Here is a 23,079-nt window from a genome sequence, read left to right as displayed (position 1 = left end):
GTGACCGCGCCATCAATGCCCAAACACTTCCTCTACTCCTGCTTTTACGCTTTGCTCTTTACCGTAGATCAGCAATGCAATATCCGTGCCCGAGAGGTTCTTCACTGTTACACCGCTCTTACTTACCGTAACTTTAATGGTAATGCCCCTGAAACCGATATGGAACGAAAACGATGCCCATTTCCCGGGCAGGAAAGGTTGGAACGACAGTTTACCGTCGCGTACGCGCATACCACCAAAACCTTCTACTACCGACATCCAGGTGCCGGCCATCGATGTGATGTGGCAGCCGTCCTCGGTATCGTTATTATAATCGTCCAGATCGAGGCGCGAGGTACGCAGGTAAAACTCGTAGGCACGCTTCTCGTCGCCCAGTTTAGCGGCTAATATGGCGTGCACGCATGGCGATAGTGATGATTCGTGCACCGTCCGTGGTTCATAAAAATCGAAGTTGCGGCGGATGGTATCGATATCGTAACGGTCCTCAAAGAAGTAAATACCCTGCAACACATCGGCCTGCTTGATAAAGCACGAGCGCAGGATCCTGTCCCAACTCCATTTTTGGTTGATAGGGCGCTGGGTGGCAGGCAGGTCTTTTACTAATATCTGCTCCTTGTCCAAATACCCATCCTGTTGCAAAAATATCTGCTGCTGCTCATCGTACGGATAATACATTTTAGCGATAATATCCTTAAAACGGGCAACTTCCCTATCGGTATCGAAACCGATCTTCGCCATCAGCGCATCGTATTTGGCTTTATCTGCTGCTTGCATTTTATTGGCAACTTCCAGCGCGTATTGCATACACCAAACGGCGATGGTGCTGGTGTACCAGTTGTTATTCACGTTATTTTCGTACTCGTTGGGCCCGGTAACGCCCAGCATTACATACTGCTGCCTGTCGCCCGACCAGGTGATACGCTGCGACCAGAACCGCGCGATGCCCAGCAATACTTCCAATCCGTAATCGCCTAAATATGCCTCATCGCCGGTATAACGCACATAGTTATATATGGCAAATGCGATGGCGCCGTTACGGTGAATTTCCTCGAAAGTGATCTCCCACTCGTTATGGCATTCTGTACCATCCATAGTTACCATGGGGTACAATGCAGCGCCGTTATCAAAGCCCAGCAATTTGGCGTTCTCTATCGCCTTGCCCAGCTGCTTATAACGGTACAGCAACAAATTACGGGTAACCTGCTGCGGCGCGGTTGATAGATAGAATGGCACGCAATAAGCTTCGGTATCCCAATAAGTAGAGCCGCCGTATTTCTCACCGGTAAAACCTTTGGGGCCGATGTTCAAACGGTCGTCCTCGCCGGTATAGGTTTGGTTAAGCTGGAAAATATTGAAACGGATAGCCTGCTGTGCCGATATATCACCCTCGATAATAATATCGTTATGCTCCCACTTTTTAGCCCAGGCGGCAGCTTGTTCGGCCAGCATGGTATCGAAGCCTTTGGCGGCCACTCGCTCTAAAGTAGCTTTAGTCAGATCGGCCAGCTGATCTGCCGGGTGGTTTTGCGATGAAAGGTTGGCGGCATATTTAAATATTGTGATGCTTTGCCCGCCTTGCACCTGCACATTAACAGTAGCGGCTACATATTTATCTTTGGTTGCAGGCTTGGGTATGTTACTCACAGGCTGTCTATCAACAGTGATGTTGAATTTCATACCCGTAGCCACATCAAAGCCGGTTTTCTTAGTGCGCATTTGCACATAGCCACCATCGGCCCAGGTAGCTTTGCTTACTTCATCCCAAAACTTTTCGTCGTAGTTAGAGTCCTGGTTTCTTACATCACCATCTATCGATGGGGTGATGGCAATGATCCCCGAAAAATTTACCGACGTGATCTTATATTTGATAGCGCCAGTCTCATCATCGGCCATGCTACAAAAGCGGGTGGTTTCTACTTCTACCTCTTTTCCTGAAGAGGTTTTGGCTTTAAAGTTCCTCTTCAGGTAACCTTCTTTCATATTAAGTTCGCGGCGGAAATCGCTTACCTCGCATTTGGCTAAATCCAGTTGCTCGCCATCTAATTGGATATCGATACCTACCCAGTTGGCGGCGTTCAGTACTTTGGCAAAGTATTCAGGATAACCGTTCTTCCACCAGCCTACGCGGGTCTTATCAGGATAGTAAACGCCGGCTACGTAGTTGCCCTGCAGGGTCTCGCCGCTGTAGGCTTCCTCAAAATTGGCGCGCTGGCCCATACGGCCATTGCCCAGACTGAAGATACTCTCGGATATTTTATGCACATGCGGATCGAAGCCTTCCTCAATGATGCGCCACTCGTCAATTTTTATGTAGTCTTTCATGTCTTGTAATCAGTTTTGTCATTGCGGGGAGCAAGCGCAAGCCTATGAATGGGGCGACGTGGCAATCTCATAGTCCACATATCAAACTACGAGATTGCTGCATCGCTACGCTCCTCGCAATGACAAACTGTGTTGGTTCACCGTAAAGATGCGAAGCATTTTATTTTTTCGGAAAGGTTTATGCCGCGGATGGGATTTTTTTAACATTTTTGCTATGCAAAAGTTCAACAATCAATTGTTTGATAGTTGATTACAAAAAAACACAGCTTTAAATTTTGAAGAAAAATTTAAAGCTGTGAAGCGTACTTTATTTACTGCTCTGCTTAACGGGGATCATTCGCTATCGCTCACGATGACGATTTGAGAGAGGGGTATTACAACTCGTTCAACTTATCCACTGTCATTGCCGATAACCCCGGCAAAACGATATCAGCCTGTTTCAGTACCGCCGGTTCGCCAATACCTACAGCTTTCATACCGCCGGCTTTGGCAGCTTCCACACCGGCAATGGCATCTTCAAACACTACGCAATCTACCGGCTGAACGCCCAGTTCTTCGGCACCTTTCAGAAATACCTCAGGGTCGGGTTTGGCTTTGGTGACTTTGTTGCCATCCACAATAGCGTCGAACAGGTCGGTCATGCCTATCTTATCCAATATCATCATAGAATTTTTACTGGCCGAACCCAAGGCTGTTTTTATACCGGCATTACGGCAGGCTTGTACAAACTCTTTGGCACCGGGCAGTATCTCGTCGGGGCGCATTTTGCCTATCATTTCTACATACCACTTATTCTTGCGGTCGGCCAGTTCTTCTTTTTCGGCTTCGGTTTGGGTTACACCACCCAGTTCCAGTATAATTTCGAGCGAACGGGTGCGGCTTACGCCCTTCAGTTGCTCATTATCATGTTCGGTAAAATCGAAACCCAGTTCGTTGGCTAAACGCTTCCAGGCTTGGTAATGGTAAATGGCAGTGTCTACTATAACACCGTCCAGATCGAATAAACAGGCTTTTATATGGCTCATATCAATATGGCTGCAAGGTACAAAATAGGGTTTAAGAAACAGGCTTAGCGTTAAAAACGTGATAAAGCCTCTTTTGTAAGCACCGAAAAAAGGTTACACAATGTAACACAATTTTAATAAAAAATTTACTTAATTTATTGATTATCAATATATTAATACCAAAATCAATGAAAAACATGTTACATTCTTTTTTAACGGTTTTTTAGAGGTAACCTAAAGCCTCCCTGCCTGCTTCAAAACAAACAGCGCATCAGTCGTAACCCACTCGTTCATACGGTTTTTACTTGTGCCGCCCCAGTTCACAAAGTCGGCGTTCAGGGCAATATCGCCCGATACTTTATAATAAGCCTTTTCTGCCGGCCATCCCCCATCGGGCAATTGCTTGCTTTGCAGCAGATCCAGTGCGGCGGTACAGCGTACGTCATTTATAAAACCAGTCTCGGCCATTACTTTCAATCCCGCCAAAATATCGTAGTGCCAGTAAAGCGGGTAATGAAGGGCAGTAAATTCCGGGCGGATCAGCTCCCCTGTCCCCTGCCGTTTATATAAATGCCGCTTCAGGAAAATTTCGGCTGCGCGTTCAGCTGCCTTTGCCGCGCCGGCATTACCGGTAATTTGCGCATATAGCGATAATCCCCGCAAGGGTAACAGTGTTTCCATAAACGATGAATTGCTGGCATCGGGATGTTTATCGCAGTTCCAGCCGCCATCCGGCCATTGCCAGTGGAGCAGGCGTTCAACCAAATTATCCAGGCGGGCATCCGGCAAACCCAATTTCAGTAATATCCACAAGGTATTACCCTGTTGCGATGCGCAACGCCGGTGCCGGCCCTGCATTACCGGCACACCATCTTTTTGATAGGCCTTCGCTTTACTATCAGTCTCAAATTCGTTGTAGAAATCATCCTGCAACCAAAAATCTAACAGGGCATTTTTTATGGGCAACAGGCTTTCATCAGCGGGTGGGTAACCAATATCAGCCAGTGAAGCCATCGCCCAATGCGCGCCCTGCCATTTGGCGTAAAGCCCGCGGCCATGATTTAATTTAGGATCATTTACCCCCTTCATCAACTCCTTAACCAGTGGACTATCCCTTACTTCGTTTTGCAGGCTGATCATTTCGGGGGAGGTCAAACCTTCGCCCAATACATTAGCCCGTACCTTCCAGCTAATGGCAGGCTTGGGTGATTGCAGTAAACGGGCGATGAGATCTTGCAAAGCAGATGATTTGATATCCTAAAAATACAAAAATCCCCCGGACCGTTAAGTACCGGGGGAACGCAAAAACAAATTAATCACTAAAACCAGGTCTTTGTTCTTTTACTTAAAGTATATAATACAAATTCGCTTCCTCGCGGGCCTGCTGCTCTTTACGGTGCAGGATATCATCGTGCTGATTATCATTCAGCATTTGCTTCAGATCGCGCTCTATGGTTTGCGATATGGCAGTTGTAGGCGTATCGGTAGGCTTATTCTCGAAAGGGTCCTGCAAATGGATGGCCATTTTCTCTACCAGCAAAAAAGCGGCGGCAATGGCGATGATGAGCGGCACCTCGAACATCCCGAAGTACTCGATCAGTCCGAAAGGCAATAGCGCGATGAACAGGTAAAGGCAGAAATGGATATACAAACTATATGTTGCCGGGAACACTGTGTTCTTGATACGCTCGCACTTCCCCATCGAATCGCACAGGCGGTTAAGTGTGCTGTCTATCTGTACTTGTTGATACTCGTTCAACCAGCCGTTATTGTAGGCCAGGCGCAGGTCTAAACCATGCAGTTTCAATAAACTATTAGGCATATTGGTGAAACGGCGGGTAAATTTGATCTCCTCGTCAACCAACAGGTCTTTACTGCGGATATAGCTGTTTTGCCCGCGCAGGCTTTGGCTCAGGCTGTAACACCAGGCTATTTGCCGGTTAATGAAGCGTTTTTTAAAACCCTCCAGTTCCTGCGAGGCTGATTCTCCCGAATCAAGGAAGGTCAGTATCTCCCGGGCCAGCGAGCGCGAATCGTTAACGATGGCGCCCCAGATTCCCCTTGCCTCCCACCACCTGTCGTAAGCCTGGTTTGATCGGAATGCCAATAGCAGCGATATAATGGTGGCCAAAATGGTAGGCACAGCTATGGGGATGGAGATCCGCAGCGATGGGAAAAACTGGTGAAACATAGCGATAATAATTGCATAGGCCGCCACCATGATCAGTTCGTTCTTTATTTTCCCTACCACGTAATTTACGGGGATATTCTTTTTTAGTAGCATAATTTCTGTTTTATAATGATAGAATAAGCAACGTCATTAAGTTTGAAGGTACCTGTGAGGACACAGGCACCGGGTTATTTTCCGTGGTCTGTATCCTCGCAGGCCGCAATCCAGTCCTACGGTTGGCAAATTACCTTCAGCTTAATGACGTTGGCAATATGGACTTACAACAGCACCAGTTCCTGCCTGCTTACGCGGATCGCCCTTTCCACCCGTACCGGCTTTACCGGGGCCGAAATGGTATGCACCAGGCAACCGCTGCGCTGCACCATCAGTTGCGGGTCTACGCTGTTTTCGGTCAGTTTTGCATAGGTGTGGCCGTGCAGCATCAGGATGGCATCAATTTCAAGATGATCTAAAAAGTTTTTGAAAACGGCGATGGTATTGCCATAAAAAAACTCGGCGTGCAGGCTTTCCAATTGACTGGCATATCCTTTTCTTAGTTTATCTATCTCCGCTTCAAACTCGCTGCCGATATGCTGATAATCGCGGTTGCGGCGGCTCAGCATCAATAACTCGCTTATCGAATCGGACAGTTGCAGGAAGTGTACCATCGTTACGCGGAATTTCTGGCCGGGATTTTTATCAAGGAAGCCGCTTACACAATTCAGGGTGGCTAAGCTAAAGTCAGTTGGGATCAGGATGTTTTTTGTTTTCATAACGCTGGTGCTTTTTGTGTTTTACTATTGTTGTTTTATACAATAGTCGGCACCGCGCATTAAAACGGTTTAAGAGGGAGATTAGAATTTGATTAGAGTTTTAAATCTCCCCAACCCCTCTCCGAGGGAGAGGGACTAAGCAATAGTTCCCTCCCTTGGGAGGGGTGCGGTGGATAGCGCTGTGGCAGGGAGGTATTTCTACACAGGGCAATGTAACCAAAGTCTTTGTCGTGAGCGACACGCTCGCAAACTAATGCGGCCAAGTAACATGCTTGACCGGGCAGTAGCACAACGGTAGCGATGGGTTTGAAACCATAGCTAAACAGAAAAAACAATTCCTGCACTCTTTTCGCATAGCGAAGAGAGTGCCGACGAGCGAAGCAACGTCGGGGTGAGTCTACGCTGTGACACAGGAGCGACATGCATCATGGCTAAACCCCTCCCTGCCAACACACATCCCGACGCGCCCCTCCCCAAGGAGGGAACTTATATATTACGGAGTTCTTATACGTGCAGCCGGTCGCGCATCCGGCTATTTTACTCACCCGGTCTACGCTTCGCTGGCCCCCTCTCTCCGTTGTGCGGAAAGAGGGGGGAAAGGTTATAGCATGTTGCTCCTGCCCTCTTTCCGCGCAGCGAAGAGAGGGCCGACGAGCGAAGCAACGTCGGGGTGAGTTTACACGTGCACAAATTAAGCAACATACACCGGCAATACAATCCGTATATCCGTCCCCTCGTTCTCTTTAGATACGATAGCGATATTGCCCTTGTGCAGGCGGATAATGTTAAGCGCCAATGGCAGCCCAACGCCATGCCCTTCAAACTTGCCGGTGTTAGATGCACGGAAAAAAGGTTCGAAGATGTGCCCCAGGTCTTTTTCGGGGATGCCGATGCCCTCATCTTTTACGCTGACGATCACCCGGTCATTTTCGCCTGATACTTTTACCAATACCTCTTTATTCTCCGAGTACTTGCAGGCATTCAATACGATATTGCTCAGGGCCAGCTTCAGCAGGTTGCTGTTACCCAATATCTGCAATTGATCAAGATCATCGGGTAAGGCAGAAAGGTCGATGCGCACATTATTCCCGGGGACGATCTGATCTGCCGATGCTTTGATCTCCCACACCAGTTCATCGGCCCGTATCAGGTCCCAATTTTGCTTCTTCCCGTCGAAACCGGTTTGCGCCAAACCCAACAGACTGGTTAAAATATCCTGCAAACTTTGGGCGCTTTTTAAGATCTGCTGTAAAGCCTCGCCGTCTGCGTTACCGGTTTTGGCGGCTTGTTTAAGCGCCAGTTCGGCCTCGCCTTTGATCACAGCAAGCGGGGTGCGCAATTCGTGCGAGGCGTTACTAATGAAGTTATTCTGCGTTTCGAAGGCGGTTTCCAGCCTGTCAAGCATATCGTTAAATGTTTGGGTAAGCAGGCCTACTTCGTCCTTACTGTTATAATTCTCCAGGCGCAGGTGCAGGTTGCTGGCCGTAATGGTGTTCACCTTTTTAATGATATTACGCACCGGCCTGAAGGTATCAAACGAAAAGCGCCTGCCGATAAAATATACCAGCACCAGCGATACCAGGAAGCCGGTGATGAGCACCTTTTCCAGGTTTTCCAGTTCCTCTAAACCATAAGGGTCGGCGGCAGATACGATGAAGATCAGCCGCCCCTCTTTCATTGTAGTGATCTTACCCGCATAAAATACATTGCCTTGTTTATAACGCGCCTGGCCCTGCTCTAAAATGGTGGCAATAAATGGCGCGGGGACGCCATGTACCGGTTTTTTGTTGATATAATCGGCTTGTTTTAAAACGTATTGCTGTTCGTTAGGCAAGCGTTCAAGGTAGCGGTGCCTTATCTCTTTGTATACGCCCAGGCTGTCCTTATCATTCAACTGGTGCATTTGGGCAGCCAGGTTAACACGCGCCTCTAATCGCTTATAAAAATCGCCAAAGGTAAACTGGTGGGTAAAGTAAAAAATGGCGCCGCTCAGTAAGATGATCACCGTACTGGTAAGCGCGAAGAACAATAGGGCCACCTTGCGCTGTATACTCATCTACACCCTGCCCTCCTTTAAAATATAACCCATGCCCACGGCGGTATGTATCAGTTTTACATTCTGGTCCTTATCGATCTTTTTGCGCAGGTAATTAATATAAACGTCTACCACATTGGTGCCCATATTAAAATCGATGTTCCAAACCTGCTCCAGTATTTCAATGCGCGATAACATGCGGTTCTTGTTGCGCGCCAAAAATTCCACCAGTCGATATTCGGTAGCAGTAAGTTCGATGGCTTTGCCACCACGCTTTACCGAACGTTCATCCAGATTGATCACCATATCAGCCACCTGCAAAATATTGGCAGGCGCTGCTTGCCCACTGCCGCGACGGCCCAGCGTGCGTACCCGGGCGTTCAGTTCGTCCAAACTAAACGGCTTTACCATGTAGTCGTCGGCGCCGCTGTCAAGCCCGGTTACCACATTCTCGGTAGTGCCAAGGGCGGTCAGCATTAAAATGGGCGTGCTTTTATTAGCCTGGCGCAGCTGCCGGCATATTTCCACCCCGTTAATGCCTGGTAGCATAATATCAAGAATGATCAACTGAAAATCCATATCCATCCCCATCTTTAAACCGGTAACACCATCCATCGCCACACTCACCTGGTGCCCCTCGGCGGCCAGATCGCGCTGGATGATGGATACCAACTGCGGCTCATCTTCAACTACAAGGATCTTCATTTGCTGCAAATATAGTTTTGCAGGGGTAACAGGACGAAAAAATAGCAGAGAAGATAAAGGCAGGGCCTAATTGATCAGCTCGTTCATGCTGTCGGTCATTTGGTAGGTAACACCGTTGCAACTGATGGATGTGCCGTTGGCTAATACCGTCACCGTGCTGTCGGGATACACTAAATGCAGCGAACAGTCCATATCAAAGTGCAGCTTTTGGCGCTTGCTGTGATTAATGGCGTTCACAATGCGCTTTATCTTTTTGCTGTCGGTATAGTTAAAGGTTACCGAATCGACCTCGTTACGGTATACCACCACCTGTATCATTTTCACAGCCGCGTTATTTACGGGGTGATGCTTGCATCCCATAAATAGTATGGCCAGTAAAACAATAAGCAAGCTTTTCATACACGTGCCGGTAAACAGAACTATAAATTTAGGCATTGATTTTAAATTATCATCATATCGCTTGTAACAGCGCTGATATAATTTTAAAATTGCACAGGCATTATATATCTTGCTTTATCAAACTACCCTTAACAATGAAGGTCAAGGCTTTACTCTCTGTAATTTTTACGCTGATTTTAATCTGGGCACTGGAAACCAAGTTTGGCGATATTCCGGCTATTGCCGTTTTCCTGAACCCGGCCACCGGCTTCTGGCAAAATTCGGAAAGCAAGCATGTTATAAAGGAAAAAGAACTAAAGATGAAAGGCCTGCAAGGTAAGGTCATCATCCGGTACGATGAAAATATGGTGCCGCACATTTTTGCTGAAAACGACCACGACCTGTACTTCGCGCAAGGCTACGTAACCGCCAGCGACCGCCTTTGGCAAATGGATATCCAAACCCGCAGCGCGTCGGGACGGCTCTCGGAAATTGTGGGGCCAAAGGCATTGGAAGTAGATCGCTTTCACCGCCGCATGGGTATGGTGTACGGGGCCGAAAACTCGCTGAACGAAATGATGAAAGACCCGCGGATAGCCACCATGGTGAATGCTTATACCGAGGGGATCAACACTTATATCCACGGCCTTTGGAAACGGGACTACCCCATCGAATTTAAATTACTGGATTATGAACCAGAGGATTGGAAGCCCATCAACTGCGCCTTGTTGTTAAAACTGATGTCGGAAACCTTAGCCGGCGGCACCGACGCCCCCGGCATGACCAACGTGCTGAAGAAGTTTGGCCCGGCCATCACCAACGATCTGTTCCCTGATTACCCCATGCGCGAGGAACCGATCATCCCCGCCGGTACCAAGTGGGATTTTAAAGCCCTGCCCCTTCCCAAGGCATCGGCCGATTTTATTAACAGCATAACCGAACCCCTAAAACACCAGGAACGGGTGGAGGGCATTGGCAGTAATAACTGGGCTATAGCCGGCAGCAAAACGGCCAGCGGCTATCCTATTTTGGCTAACGACCCGCACCTTAACCTTACCTTCCCATCCATCTGGTACCAGGCGCAGCTTTCGGCACCTGGCATCAATACCTACGGGGTTACCATACCTGGCACACCCTGCGTAATTATAGGCTACAATAACCGCATTAGTTGGGGCGAAACCAATGTGGCCGCCGATGTGCTGGATTATTATACCATTAAATTTAAGGACGGCAGCCACGCCCAATACTGGTACAACAACCAATGGAAAAACACCAATAAGCGTGTTGAGGTAATTAAAATACGCGGACAACAGGATTTGGTGGATACCGTTTATTATACGCATCACGGCCCGGTGGTTTATGAAAGTGCCGCCAAAAGACCTGCATCGCGGGCTGATGTGCCGGTGAGCGCCGCCGCGCGATGGATAGCGCACGACCGGTCGGAGGATATCCTGACCTTCTACCTGCTTAACAGGGCTAAAAACTATGCCGATTACCGCGAGGCGCTGAGCCACTATACCGCGCCGGCTCAAAACTTCATTTTTGCTTCCGCGGATAAGGATATCGCCATCACCGTTAACGGTAAGCTACCGCTAAAATTTAAAGATCAGGGCAAATTTATCCTGGATGGCAGCGACCCGGCCAACGACTGGCAGGGCTGGATCCCTACCGACCAAAACCCATCGGCCAAAAACCCGGCGCGCGGCTTCCTGAGTTCGGCCAACCAATCATCAACCGACCCAAGCTATCCTTATTATATTAACTGGAGCTTTGGCCCATACGAACGCGGCAAGCGTATAAACGACCGCCTGGCCGCCATGCAAAAGGCTACGGTAGACAGCATGCGCGACCTGCAGAACGATACCTACAGCATCCGCGCGCAGGACGCCCTGCCTGCTTTGCTAAGCAATGTGGATATGGGCAGGTTAAATGGCAATCAGCAAAAGGTACTGAAACTGATACAACGCTGGGATAAGCACTTCGATGCCAACTCCATTGGCGCTACCATATTTAACACCTGGTGGGTTAAGTTTTACGGCGCGGTTTGGTTTGATGAATTTGGGGATACTGGCGAAATGATGCTGCCATCGCAAGACCGCACGGTGAAGCTATTGTTAAAAGAGCCACAATCCAAATGGTTTGATAACATTAAAACTAAAGCGGTGGAAACCTGCCGGGATATCGTCACCGAATCGTTTACTGGCACGGTGGATTCGCTTATGCGCAAATTCGGTGAGCCGGGCAAGGCCTGGGAATGGGGCCGGGCCAAAAACACGCACATAAACCACTTAGCCAACCTTGACGGCTTTGGCGCCGGCCAGTTTATTGCCGACGGTACCGGTACTACCGTTAACGCGCTGATCAATGGTCATGGCCCATCGTGGCGCATGGTGGTGCAAATGGGGCCAAAGGTGCAGGGCTACGGCATCTTCCCCGGCGGGCAGTCGGGCAACCCGGGCAGCTTATATTATGATGATATGCTGAAGACCTGGCAAAACGGCGAGTTGAAGCCCCTCCTTTTTCTGCAATCGCCAACCGAGTCGTCAACCCGTATTCAATCAACTATTACCCTTAGCAGCAAATAATATGTTATTCATCTTGATACTTATCCTCTCATTAATAGCCGGTTTCATTACCCCATGGTGGGTGGCGGCCATTATTGCCTTTGTAATGGCATTTTATGCTGGTAAAAGGCCTGGGCAAGCGTTTCTGTCGGGCTTTGCCGCTGTGTTTATTGTGTGGGTGGTGCTGGCCTTAGTTAAAAGTATCCCTAATAACCATGTACTGGCCAGTCGCGTAGCGGTGCTATTCCATCTGCCGGGCTGGTCGATACTGCTGATCCTTACCGCGCTGATCGGCGGTTTGGTGGGTGGCATGTCGGCAATGTCGGGGGTGTTGGTGAGGCGGGCGTTGGGGAGGTAGCAGCCCATATCACTTAGTGTCGATGTCATTTCGATAGAGCCAGGGCGGGGAAGTGAAGTGGGGCGAAAGAGAAATCTTATACGCGCGATAGGTAAAAACAACAGCATGTGGAATTACAACTATTATGTTTACATCACAACTAATCCAGAAAAGAAAGTATTATATGTCGGCGTAACTAATGATATCAGGATAAGACCATTACAGCATCATGAGAATCGGGGTAGCAAAAGCAGTTTTGCAGGAAAGTATTATTGCTACAATTTAGTTTACTACGAGCATTTCCATCACATTGAACACGCCATTGCGCGTGAAAAAGAGATTAAGAAGTGGCGCAGGGAAAAGAAAATAGCATTGATAGAATCATTTAATCCTGAGTGGCGGTTTTTGAACGACGAGGTTTAAATACGAAGCTTATCGCACGCACAAGATTTCTCCTCACAACTGCGCTTTACCCTCCCCAGCTTCGTTCGTAATGACAAGTTGGTTAGCTTGGTGGGTTGCCTGTCGCATGTATAAGATCTCTCCTCGCGCTTGCGCTCTTGCCCCATCCCAGGCTCGTCGAGATGACAGGTTGTGTTAGCTTGGTTGCTTACTTATCGCACGTATAAGATCTCCCCTCACGCCCACGCTCTTTCCCCGCCCATATTCGTCGAGAGATGACATGGTGGTTGATCTTGCACATCGTTTACAACTCTGCCGTATCCCTTTTCACCGTATGCACATCCGGGTTCATGTAATCATTCTCTACCAAACCGTCGCGCATGCGGACAATGCGGTGGGCGTGCTGGGCGATATCCTCTTCGTGGGTTACTAATATAATGGTGTTGCCTTTGGCGTGAATGTCTTCCAGCAGGCCCATAATTTCTATAGATGTTTTGGTATCCAGGTTACCTGTGGGTTCGTCGGCAAGGATGATAGAAGGATCATTGATCAGGGCGCGGGCTACGGCCACACGCTGGCGCTGGCCGCCTGAAAGTTCGTTAGGCTTGTGGTCCATACGATTGGCAAGACCAACATTTTTCAAGGCCGCTTCAGCACGCTTTTTACGGTCTTCCTTATTGGTTCCCGAATAAATGAGCGGCAGGGCCACATTATCCAAAGCGGTATTACGGGGTAGCAGGTTAAACGTTTGGAATACGAAGCCGATCTCTTCATTACGCACCTCGGCCAACTGGTTATCGGTCATGTGGCTTACGTCTATGCCATTCAGCACGTACTGACCTTTGGTCGGCGTATCCAGGCAGCCTAAAATATTCATCAGGGTTGATTTGCCCGAACCGGATGGCCCCATCAGCGCTACAAATTCGCCTTTATTTATCGTTAAGGAAACCGATTTCAACGCGTGGATCACCTCCGTGCCGATCACATATTTACGCCCGATATCTTTTATGGTAATTAAAGGTTTTGCTGCTAATGGCTCCATTGATGGGTTTTTGTTTGCTTTGACTAAGGTAAGGTACTAAATGTTACAATCGTTTGGAAAAAAGTCCGAAAGTTGGGAAAGGCCGCAAGTCCGGAAGATATCACAGTGCAGATCCGTCTTTCGGACTTGCCGGCTTCCGGTCTTCCGAACTAACATCTACCCTATCACTTTAGCTACATGGAAAAAGTTCTCGTCTTTTTCCGGCGCATTTAGCAGGGCTTCTTCGTGGGTGATATCTTGCCTAACTACATCTTCACGTAGCACATTCACATCAGTATTCATATAAACCAATGGCTCTACGGCCGATGTATCCACCTCATTCAGTTTATCCATAAAGGTTAAAATGCGGTTCATATCTTGTATAGTTTCCTGCTTTTCAGCATCCGATAGTTCTAAACGGGCCAGGTGGGCTATCTTATCAACGGTATCCTGATCTATGGTCATGTGGTATAATATTTACCGGACGCAAGCTAACGCCGGTCCGCAGAAACGAAGTTACAGGTATAATTATAATTTGCAATTAAAGCGACACTTAAATAATTAAGCTTTTACTCTTAGATGCGCCAGTCGGCCTATTCCCAAACGACAACATTAACAGGTAAATTAATGCCGGGTATAATTGCTGGTACACACGGTAAAGCGAAGTATACAAATGCCATTTAAGTTCGTACGGACTAACCAGGTAAACAGCAAAAAAAGCTGCCAGCATTGCACCGATAATAGCAAAAGGAAATTTTAAAAAAGCCCTCCGGTTATACACCAGCAACCCGAATATCACTATTAACGCATAAGCATAATTAGTAAAGACCGTAGAGATGAAATATTTTGCAATGATGAGATAACGGTCAGCATCTGTCAGTACCGAATAAAGCGAACTGAATTGTTTGTTCTGGGCAGATATCAGGTCGCTTGGTGGGGCGTAGTAGATCTTAAATGAACCTATGATGAGCAGTGGGATAGCAAGCCCGGCGACATACCTTAATATTACAGCTATATTTTTATAATTAAGCAATATAAAAAACACGCTGAACACCAGACAAAATAGCAAACCATCATTTTTTACCCAACCGCAGGATGCGCAAATAAAACCCAACAACCAGGTGTGGTTTTCACGCTGTCGTGCGGCCTTGTTTTGATATAATATAAACACCGTTAAAATCAATGCCGAGAGTATAGTATCGGCACATTGCGATATGGCTATTTCCTTAAAATTACCATCGATAATAAATATCACCAATGTTACCATACCTGCTACCGGCAATCCCGCGCCTTTTAGCGCGTAATAAACCAAAAGCGGCACAGCTATAAAAAAAGTATACGACAATAATACGGGGACAGTGATCGATATTTGCCCGAAGGTGTGCCAAAGGAAAGCGATAGCTCCCGGTAACATTAAAGGGTAATCGAGGTGGGGGTATGCCCCGGCATTTTTGTATACCTGACTGAACGCATGTGGATAGTAAGCGAACTTTGCATGGATGTTCCATATGGCGATAGCATCCCAACTGCCATATTTGGGCGCGTGTAATACAAAGTATATGGTTAATAACAATACGCCGGCTATTACTATAAAGCCTGTCGCGTTAATTGCTTTAATACGCTGCCACGATATGGCCTGCAACCATTCATTACCGTTCAGGTAAATACCTAAAGCGTTAATTACAGTTAAGCATCCTTTCAAAACGGGGAAACTTTGCATACCTAACAGCATCAGGTAATAACAATAGCTAAGCACCAGCAGTAACAATAAACCCGAGGTTATAAAGCGCAGGGGCTTTGTGCTTGCCGCCATGCTTTTTTTCACAACAGCATAACTATTGAACCACAGTAACAGAACATTAAAAATGGCCAATAATGACAACAGCATATTAATTAGCTTTAATTATAAGCGATATGACCATTTGGTGATGCCGGCATTGCTTTAGCACTTTATAGTTTTGGGGTACTATTAATGGCTGCCCTTCAGGCAAAATATGCAATAAAGTATCGGCAGTTGGTTGGTTTGTAATTATTATGGGTGCTAAGGCATATTGTAATTGAACAACCAGGTCGGCATTATTCCCGTTTGAGTAAACGCCTATTTCAGAACCGGGTTTAATGCATTTTTTTATCGGCTGTAACTGTTCGTTCAAAACGTCCGGATCAAAATTTATCCGATCAAGCCTCCAAAGCTTAAAAATAAGCATTAAAGGGATAAGCAGTAGCAGGAAATATTTAATGTATTTTAACGGCACGATCTGTTTTTTACCCCTGCTGCATTTTGTTATTAATGATATCAAAGACCCGGTCTTTCAGCATATCGGCATCATCAACCGATAAATGCGCTGTTTCTATAGGTTTATGCACGTAAACATCGCAAATGCCCGGGCGGCTACCGTGTATGGCGCCATCATCCCAAAGTACCTGCCATGTATTTAGCGAAGTTACAGGAATTATCTGGATCTTCAACTCTATAGCTAATCTGAACGGCCCGTTTTTAAATTCGGTAACCGTAGGCGGATAAATATCTGCAGTCCCCCCCTCGGGGAAAAGGATCATGTTGATGCCATTCTGCAATTTTTCGGCAGCAGCCTTAAACGCCCGGTACGATGAGATCTTGCTGTCGCGATCAACCGGCAGATCTACCGTGCGGAAGTAGATGCCGGTGATCAGGTTATCCTTTAAATTAGCTTTGCCCATAAAGCAGCAGTTGGTATGCCCCAGCATTATACTCATAGCCGAAATATCCAGGTTAGACGCATGGTTCGGGCAAATGATATAGGTGCGGCTCCAGTCGATCTTTTCTTCATAAGTAAAACGGTAAAATATCCCCGCCAGCGCCGAACTGCAAAACGCCCACCACTTGCGCAGCCAGATCATGCCGCGATACCGGCCGGGCTTTAGCGAAAAATATTTAAGCGGCGGCCAAAGCAAGAAGAAAAACAGCGCCATGCTGAAGACAAGGAAATAGCGGTGTATCTTTCGGAGTAGTTTGATCATAGAGATTTTAGGAGATATACGGAATTACGCGGTGGCAGAGTTTGGATTAGCCTCACTAGTTTTAGAAGCCTCACCTAAGTCCTCTCCAGAGGAGAGGACTTCAGAAGTTTTAAAACCCTCTCCTTTGGAGAGGGCAGGGTGAGGTTCCCCCTCCGTTTTCGCCCGGATCATCTCATAAACCCTATCCCGCAAAGCATCGGCATCATCAACCGTCATCCCAGCGGTGTCAATTGGCTTATGCACATAAAATCGCACGATGCCGGGATGCGTGCCGTATTTAACACCATTATCCCAAAGCAACTTCCAGGCGTTTATGCTGCTTACCGGGATAATAGGCACCTGTTGTTCTATGGCCAGCCGGAACGGCCCGTTCTTAAATTCGATCAGTTTAGGTGGGTAATGCGGCGGGATAGCGCCCTCGGGAAAGATGATGAGGCTGATACCCTCTTTTATCCGCTCGGTTGCTTTTTTAAATGCCCGGTACGATGACATTTTACTTTCGCGGTTTACCGGGATATCCACCGTTTTAAAAAACAGCCGGGTAACAAAGCTATCCAGCAATTCCTCTTTACCCATAAAGCAATGCTCGTTCTTTGTCAGTATGCACATGGCAGTGATATCAAGGTTTGAGGTGTGGTTAGGGCAAATGATATAGTTGCGACTCCAGTCTATAGCTTCTTCATACTCAAACCGGTAGAAAAAACCCGCTATCGCCGAACTAACCAATCCCCAAAATGCCCGCAGTTTATCCAGCGCGTAATAACGGCTTGGTTTACGCGAAAGGAAATAGAAAAAGGGCCATAAAATAAAGTACAGTAAAGCCACCGATGCGGCGTACAGGTACACGTGCACCTTTTTTAATATCAATTTCATCTTTACCAAAAATATAAAAATTCCTTACTTTCGCCACATTATGGAAACTGTTGTTAGTGGTATCCGGTCGACCGGAAAATTACATTTAGGCAATTACTACGGGGCTATTCAAAACTTCGTAAAAATGCAGCACGAGTATAAATGCTATTTCTTTATAGCCGACCTGCACTCGCTGACCACGCACCCTACCCCCGATAACCTGCACGGCAACGTGAAACAGGTATTGGTAGAGTACCTGGCTGCTGGTATCGACCCTGAAAAAGCCACCATCTATATCCAAAGCGATGTACCCGAAATAGCCGAGCTATACCTGTACATGAACATGAACGCCTACATGGGCGAACTGGAACGCAGCACATCGTTCAAAGATAAAGTGCGCGCCAACCCCGATAACGTGAACGCCGGCCTGCTTACCTACCCGGTTTTAATGGCAGCCGATATTTTGATCCACAAGGCCACCAAAGTGCCTGTAGGTAAGGATCAGGAGCAACACCTGGAGATGGCCCGCACCTTTGGCAACCGCTTTAACCGCCTGTACAATAACGATTACTTCCCCGAACCTTATGCCTTTAGCTTTGGCGAGAGTTTGGTGAAAATCCCCGGACTGGACGGCAAGGGTAAAATGGGAAAATCTGAGGGTGAGGCTAACGCCGTATATCTGTCGGATAGCCCGGAGGTGATCCGTAAAAAGGTGATGCGCGCCGTTACCGATGGTGGCCCGACCACCGAAAACCAGGAAAAACCGACCGAGATACAGAACCTGTTCGATCTGATGAAAGTGGTATCTACCCCCGATACTTATACTCATTTTGATAACCTGTATAACAACGTACAGATCCGTTACGGCGACCTGAAAAAACAACTGGCCGAGGATATGATCATTGCTACCGCCCCTATCCGCGAAAAGATAAACGACATTGCTGCCGACGCGCCTTACCTGCGCCAGGTAGCCCGCTACGGTGCCGTGAAGGCCCGCGAAAGCGCTGCCCAAACCATTAAGGATGTTAGGGAGATCATCGGGTTCAGGAATTTTTAATATCGGGGATCAGAATTTTCAGAATTCTAAGATTTTCAGAATTTGTATAAAACGTTTCCATAATTCTGCGAATTCTGTAAATTGTGAAAATTCTGATCACAGACAATAAACTATATGCACATAGCTATCGTAGGAAATATAGGCGCCGGAAAGACCACTTTAACCGAACTGCTGGCCAAAAATTACGGATGGGAGCCTTTGTACGAGGCTGTTGACAACAACCCCTATCTGGAGGATTTTTACAGCGATATGAAACGCTGGAGCTTTAACCTGCAGATCTATTTCCTTAACAGCCGTTTCCGCCAAATAGTTGATATACAGAAAAGTAACCGCAACATTTTGCAGGACCGTACCATATACGAGGATGCGTTCATTTTTGCCGAGAACCTGCACGATATGGGCCTGATGACCAGTCGCGACTACGAGAACTACCGCGCCATATTCGACAATATCACTTCGTTCATCAAACCGCCCGATCTGCTCATTTACCTGAAAGCATCGGTACCGACACTGGTAAGCAATATCCAGCGCCGTGGCCGCGAGTACGAGATAGGCATCCGTATTGATTACCTGTCTAAACTGAACGAGAAGTACGACAAGTGGATAAAAGGCTACGAATTAGGCAAACTACTGGTACTGGATAAGGATAACCTTGATTTCACCAATAACCCCGAAGACCTGGGTACCATTATCAATTTGATTGAGCGGGAGATAAACGGGTTGTTTTAACCATCAAAATAAACCAACTTGTCATTGCGAGAAGCGTAGCGACGCGGCAACCCCATAGGCAGGTCCGCGTTGCGTGTCCTATGGGATTGCCGCGCTATCGCTCGCAATGACAATTTATAAATAAGTTCATGAAAATACTCGGCCTCATCCCCGCGCGTTACGCCTCTACCCGTTTCCCGGGTAAGCCATTGGTTGATATTGGCGGCAAAAGCATGATACAACGTGTTTACGAGCAGGCCAAAAAATGCACCGCCCTGGCCGATGTTTTTGTTGCGACCGATGACGACCGCATATTTACGCATGTTGAGGCTTTTGGCGGCAAGGTGGTGATAACCTCATCCGAACACCCCAGCGGTACCGACCGTTGCGCTGAGGTGGCCCGCCTGCATCCCGAGTACGATGTAGTGATCAACATCCAGGGCGATGAACCATTTATTGACCCCGAACAGATAACCAAGGTGGCTGGCTGCTTCAATGAACCGGGCACACAACTGGCTACACTCATCAAACAGATCCACCATACCGACGAGTTGTACAACTTTGCCACGCCGAAGGTGATCATCAATACCAATAGCGAGGCGATCTACTTCTCCCGCTCGCCCATCCCCCATGTGCGTGGGCAGGAACCTCAGCATTGGTTGTACCATAATACCTATTATAAGCACATTGGTATTTACGGCTACAAAAGCGATGTATTGCAGCAGATTACCCAATTACCAGTATCATCGCTTGAAAAAGCCGAAAGCCTGGAGCAATTGCGCTGGGTAGAGAACGGTTATCGCATAAAAGTGGCCGTAACCGAAATGGAGAGCCACGCGGTAGATATACCGGCTGATCTGGAAAAGCTGAAGTATTAATTATTCAACAGCGCTGCAACATCCTTATCGGTCAACCTGCTGGCGCGCTGGTAGTAGTTATCGGCTACTTTATGCTCTTTAGTGATCAGTATGCTGCGCGGCAAAGCGCCGATATTATAGGCCGCCTTTATCTTTTTATAAACCTCGGCATTGGCGAACAGGTTGACCATCTGTAAATTATCTCTTTTGGTGATGATCTTCCAATGTTCGGCATCGGTCTCTACACACACGTTGATGACCACCAGGCCTTTGTCTTTATACCGCTGGTATAATTTATTTTCGAAAGGGAACTCGGCTTTGCAAGGGCCGCACCACTCGGCCCAAAAGTTAACGATGACAGGTCGCCCTCCGAACGAACTAAGGCTAACCGTGTTGCCATCGATATCTTTCAGCACCATTTCGGGTGCTTTTTTGCCAAGCTTAGGATAGCCGAGCCTGGCCTGTATCATCGAATCGACCATCGCTTTAGTATCGGCTGTGGTAAACTTCATTAAAGCCAGGTTGGTATTGTAATCCTCACGTTTATTGGTATAAAGCATGCCCAGCTTACGGGTCTTAAATACATCGGTCAGCACCGTATTGCCGGCAAGGCTATCCATTGCATATAACAGCACTTGGGGCATAGGTTTTTTAGATCGCTGTGCCTGGTGGTAGATCACATTATCAGCTGCCCATAAATATTCTGTCGATAGCAGTTGCGTGGTATCGGCCAGGTTAAGGGACTTTTCAAAATCGTAATAATGATCATTCACCGGGATGGGTTTGCCGCCATAAAAACGCTTGCTGATCAGCACATTATCTTTCCGCATCATACCATTATGTACCAGGCGTGCGTACTCATATTTTTTAAACCAGGGTGCTAAAAGCTGGTTGTACCGCTCTAAAAAACTCAGTCGTACATTAGTGATCGAATCGGCAATGGCGGGGAATAAATTAAAGTCGGTCAACTTTTCGCCAATGGTATAAAAGGCGCGGCTTTCCTGGTCGGGGTTACCTAAAAAGTTGCTGTAGCTTAAATAATAAGTGTTCTCTATTTTCAGATCGCCGTCAAAGTCGGCATCCGTAGCTTTAGGTTTAATGCTTCGTATGGTACAAATCACCCGCTTGCCCGGCGCGTTCAATACCCTGAAGTTATCGTTTATGTAGATCAGGTCAGGATAATTGAATGGCAACGTAACGCTATCCTTTGCTCCCGGTGCTATGTTCAAACTAAAGTTGTTCTCATTATAGGGCAGCCAATTAAATAACATGCCCCTTATCTTTAGGGTATCTTTAGTGGCATTTTTAAATACGGTTGTAGCGGTTTCTCCTTTAAGGCTAAGGGCTGTGCCCGGCATCCTGTCTTGTGCACAGGTGTTCAGGCCTGCAATTAATAATATCGATATGATTGATATGGTAAAAGCCGTTCTCATAAGGCGAATATAAAACTAAAAATTTAGTTTTATATTCGCCTTTAAATTTTCATACAATTTGTCATTTCTTTTAGAGCAAGGTTGGAATGAGCAAAAGGGCGAAAGAGAACTTATCTCTTGAATGAAGTGAAAAAAACCTTATACGACGTAACTGATCGCACGTATAAGGTTTCTTTCTCACCCATCCCCGCGGCCTTTCCGGTTCGTTCGACAAGGTGGCCTTCACCCTACCTTCCCGTCCAAACCGGCGCCAGCCAGGTCATCGGCTTATCGGGTGTTAACTTAGCTTTGGGCGCATCGCCACCACCAACGCTCCATATACGAATGAAGAAGTATTTGGCAGTCGCGTCCTTTATCTCCGGCGACCATTTAACAGCAAAGACCGGGATCTTTACATCGTAGGTTTGCACTACCTGTCCCCCATCTTTTACAATATCTATTTTGGTGATCTTATCGTCGGGGTTGCCGGTATCGGGATCGTTAATGTCGATATCGAATTTGTAAGTCCCGTTGCCTTTCAGCGTCGAACCCATGATCTCGCCGTTTACGGTATAGCGGCATTGGATATTATTATCCATCGAGGCATAAACGCGGCGGTTCTTCATGGCATCTAAAATAGCGGCCTTGGTTTTAGCCGTAGCCAGCACAAACGTGCGCGATTTCTGGCTGGCAATGCCCATCGTACCATGATTATCGTTACCGCAAACCGGCGCAACTTTCCAGCCGGCGTCCAGCGCGCCGATAAAGGCATCGTAATGAATATTGGTGTTAGAGTTGATCATTTCCAGCATGGTGATCACGTCGGTTACCTTCGGATCGCGATAAGCCCAGTTATCATAAGCTTTCGCGGTGGGATGGTTAAAGGTAGCTACAACAGGTCCATCACCGTAAGCCGAAACGGTATCCAGCCATTTGTACAGGTATTTAATATCGATGCCCTTTGCCAGCGCGCTTAAATATGGCCTGGTATTGATCACGTTCAGGTGCCCTGTAGCGCCGGGGCCGTTGTTTTCAGAATGTTCGTAACCGGCAATGGCTACAAAGCTTTTATCGGTAGCGGCCGCTGCCTGCTGATGCACGCCTACCCATGCCGCGTTATCGGGCCTAACCGGGTAAAATATCGGCTCCTGCGAGTGGTCGGTGGTGATGTAAAAATCGTAGCCGTTGGCCTTAGCAATGGCGTAATGCACAGATGGTGGCCCCTGGAATTTAGCAGCATCGGGCTTCATAGTGCTATGCTCGGGGTGCTGTACACCGTTAGAGTCAACCGACTGATAGGGCTTCATGTTCGGAATTTGATTCCATTGCGCCCCGTGCGATTCGGTGTACGAGGTATGCGCATGTGTACTGCCGGCATAAATGTGGTAAACCGGTTTAGTTTGCGCGTTTGCCGTTACACCAGCAGTTAGCAAGCCGATCAGGGTAAAAATGGGGTAAGATCTTGTTTTAAAGAATTTCATG

At 47.4% G+C, this 23,079-nt stretch carries 21 protein-coding genes; 6 read left to right on the top strand and 15 right to left on the bottom strand.

The annotated features are described in order from the left end of the window. Window positions 1-12: 12 nt before the first annotated feature. The 8 genes from HQ865_RS07725 to HQ865_RS07690 form a co-directional block, all read right to left on the bottom strand. Complete coding sequence (locus HQ865_RS07725) at window positions 13-2,322, bottom strand: glycoside hydrolase family 65 protein (RefSeq protein ID WP_173414338.1); 2,310 nt, start codon at window positions 2,320-2,322, stop codon at window positions 13-15. A gap of 374 nt (window positions 2,323-2,696) precedes the next feature. Continuing rightward, window positions 2,697-3,347, bottom strand: coding sequence for a beta-phosphoglucomutase (gene pgmB, locus HQ865_RS07720; RefSeq protein ID WP_173414337.1), 651 nt, complete (start codon window positions 3,345-3,347; stop codon window positions 2,697-2,699). A 213-nt stretch (window positions 3,348-3,560) separates the two neighbouring features. Beyond that, window positions 3,561-4,565 carry a hypothetical protein gene (locus HQ865_RS07715; RefSeq protein WP_173414336.1) on the bottom strand — a complete coding sequence of 335 codons (1,005 nt, stop codon included), beginning with the start codon at window positions 4,563-4,565 and terminating at the stop codon, window positions 3,561-3,563. A gap of 106 nt (window positions 4,566-4,671) precedes the next feature. After that, window positions 4,672-5,610 carry a bestrophin family protein gene (locus HQ865_RS07710; RefSeq protein WP_173414335.1) on the bottom strand — a complete coding sequence of 313 codons (939 nt, stop codon included), beginning with the start codon at window positions 5,608-5,610 and terminating at the stop codon, window positions 4,672-4,674. 164 nt (window positions 5,611-5,774) lie between these two features. Further along, entirely contained in the window at window positions 5,775-6,269 is a 495-nt protein-coding gene (locus HQ865_RS07705) for a hypothetical protein (RefSeq protein WP_173414334.1), read from the bottom strand. A gap of 691 nt (window positions 6,270-6,960) precedes the next feature. Next, the gene (locus HQ865_RS07700) at window positions 6,961-8,325 is read right to left on the bottom strand and encodes a HAMP domain-containing sensor histidine kinase (RefSeq protein ID WP_173414333.1); all 1,365 of its coding nucleotides are present in this window, start codon (window positions 8,323-8,325) and stop codon (window positions 6,961-6,963) included. After that, on the bottom strand, window positions 8,326-9,009 hold the full coding sequence (locus HQ865_RS07695; RefSeq protein ID WP_173414332.1) for a response regulator transcription factor: 684 nt from the start codon (window positions 9,007-9,009) through the stop codon (window positions 8,326-8,328). Window positions 9,010-9,075: 66 nt separating this feature from the next. Further along, entirely contained in the window at window positions 9,076-9,408 is a 333-nt protein-coding gene (locus HQ865_RS07690; RefSeq protein ID WP_173414331.1) for a hypothetical protein, read from the bottom strand. Window positions 9,409-9,542: 134 nt separating this feature from the next. Between HQ865_RS07690 and HQ865_RS07685 the strand changes: the two genes are divergently transcribed. The 3 genes from HQ865_RS07685 (at window position 9,543) to HQ865_RS07675 (ending at window position 12,711) form a co-directional block, all read left to right on the top strand. Then, window positions 9,543-11,972, top strand: a complete 2,430-nt coding sequence (locus tag HQ865_RS07685; RefSeq protein WP_173414330.1) for a penicillin acylase family protein — start codon at window positions 9,543-9,545, stop codon at window positions 11,970-11,972. Between the two features lies 1 nt (window position 11,973). Further along, window positions 11,974-12,309, top strand: coding sequence for a hypothetical protein (locus HQ865_RS07680; protein ID WP_173414329.1), 336 nt, complete (start codon window positions 11,974-11,976; stop codon window positions 12,307-12,309). Window positions 12,310-12,414: 105 nt separating this feature from the next. Then, window positions 12,415-12,711, top strand: a complete 297-nt coding sequence (locus HQ865_RS07675) for a GIY-YIG nuclease family protein (RefSeq protein WP_173414328.1) — start codon at window positions 12,415-12,417, stop codon at window positions 12,709-12,711. Between the two features lie 283 nt (window positions 12,712-12,994). On the opposite strand, the gene HQ865_RS07670 is transcribed toward HQ865_RS07675, so the two are convergent. The 5 genes from HQ865_RS07670 to HQ865_RS07650 all read right to left on the bottom strand — a co-directional run bounded on the left by HQ865_RS07670 (window position 12,995) and on the right by HQ865_RS07650 (window position 17,584). Continuing rightward, the gene (locus HQ865_RS07670; protein ID WP_173414327.1) at window positions 12,995-13,732 is read right to left on the bottom strand and encodes an ABC transporter ATP-binding protein; all 738 of its coding nucleotides are present in this window, start codon (window positions 13,730-13,732) and stop codon (window positions 12,995-12,997) included. Window positions 13,733-13,888: 156 nt separating this feature from the next. Continuing rightward, window positions 13,889-14,176: an Asp-tRNA(Asn)/Glu-tRNA(Gln) amidotransferase subunit GatC gene (gatC, locus tag HQ865_RS07665; RefSeq protein ID WP_173414326.1), complete on the bottom strand. Its 288-nt coding sequence runs from the start codon at window positions 14,174-14,176 to the stop codon at window positions 13,889-13,891. A gap of 88 nt (window positions 14,177-14,264) precedes the next feature. Further along, entirely contained in the window at window positions 14,265-15,524 is a 1,260-nt protein-coding gene (locus HQ865_RS07660; RefSeq protein WP_173414325.1) for a hypothetical protein, read from the bottom strand. Window positions 15,525-15,976: 452 nt separating this feature from the next. Continuing rightward, window positions 15,977-16,711, bottom strand: a complete 735-nt coding sequence (locus tag HQ865_RS07655; protein WP_173414324.1) for a lysophospholipid acyltransferase family protein — start codon at window positions 16,709-16,711, stop codon at window positions 15,977-15,979. 24 nt (window positions 16,712-16,735) lie between these two features. Further along, window positions 16,736-17,584 (bottom strand): lysophospholipid acyltransferase family protein, encoded by an 849-nt coding sequence (locus HQ865_RS07650; protein ID WP_173414323.1) that lies wholly within the window; start codon window positions 17,582-17,584, stop codon window positions 16,736-16,738. Window positions 17,585-17,624: 40 nt separating this feature from the next. On the opposite strand from HQ865_RS07650, the gene trpS reads away from it, so the two are divergent. The 3 genes from trpS (at window position 17,625) to kdsB (ending at window position 20,206) form a co-directional block, all read left to right on the top strand. Beyond that, the gene (trpS, locus tag HQ865_RS07645; protein ID WP_173414322.1) at window positions 17,625-18,620 is read left to right on the top strand and encodes a tryptophan--tRNA ligase; all 996 of its coding nucleotides are present in this window, start codon (window positions 17,625-17,627) and stop codon (window positions 18,618-18,620) included. A 114-nt stretch (window positions 18,621-18,734) separates the two neighbouring features. Next, a complete protein-coding gene (locus HQ865_RS07640) occupies window positions 18,735-19,349 on the top strand; it encodes a deoxynucleoside kinase (RefSeq protein ID WP_173414321.1) in 615 nt (204 codons plus the stop codon). Window positions 19,350-19,477: 128 nt separating this feature from the next. Next, window positions 19,478-20,206, top strand: coding sequence for a 3-deoxy-manno-octulosonate cytidylyltransferase (gene kdsB, locus HQ865_RS07635; RefSeq protein ID WP_173414320.1), 729 nt, complete (start codon window positions 19,478-19,480; stop codon window positions 20,204-20,206). On the opposite strand, the gene HQ865_RS07630 is transcribed toward kdsB, so the two are convergent. Then, the gene (locus HQ865_RS07630) at window positions 20,203-21,618 is read right to left on the bottom strand and encodes a TlpA family protein disulfide reductase (protein WP_173414319.1); all 1,416 of its coding nucleotides are present in this window, start codon (window positions 21,616-21,618) and stop codon (window positions 20,203-20,205) included. The two genes, kdsB and HQ865_RS07630, sit on opposite strands and share 4 nt — an antisense overlap. A gap of 227 nt (window positions 21,619-21,845) precedes the next feature. Continuing rightward, entirely contained in the window at window positions 21,846-23,078 is a 1,233-nt protein-coding gene (locus HQ865_RS07625; RefSeq protein ID WP_173414318.1) for a CehA/McbA family metallohydrolase domain-containing protein, read from the bottom strand. Window position 23,079 lies beyond the last annotated feature (1 nt).

Origin of the sequence: Mucilaginibacter mali, from assembly GCF_013283875.1 — a bacterium.
Lineage (GTDB): Bacteria > Bacteroidota > Bacteroidia > Sphingobacteriales > Sphingobacteriaceae > Mucilaginibacter > Mucilaginibacter mali.
The sequence above is the reverse complement of the archived record's forward strand: the minus strand, read 5'-3'. Positions and strand labels throughout refer to the sequence as shown.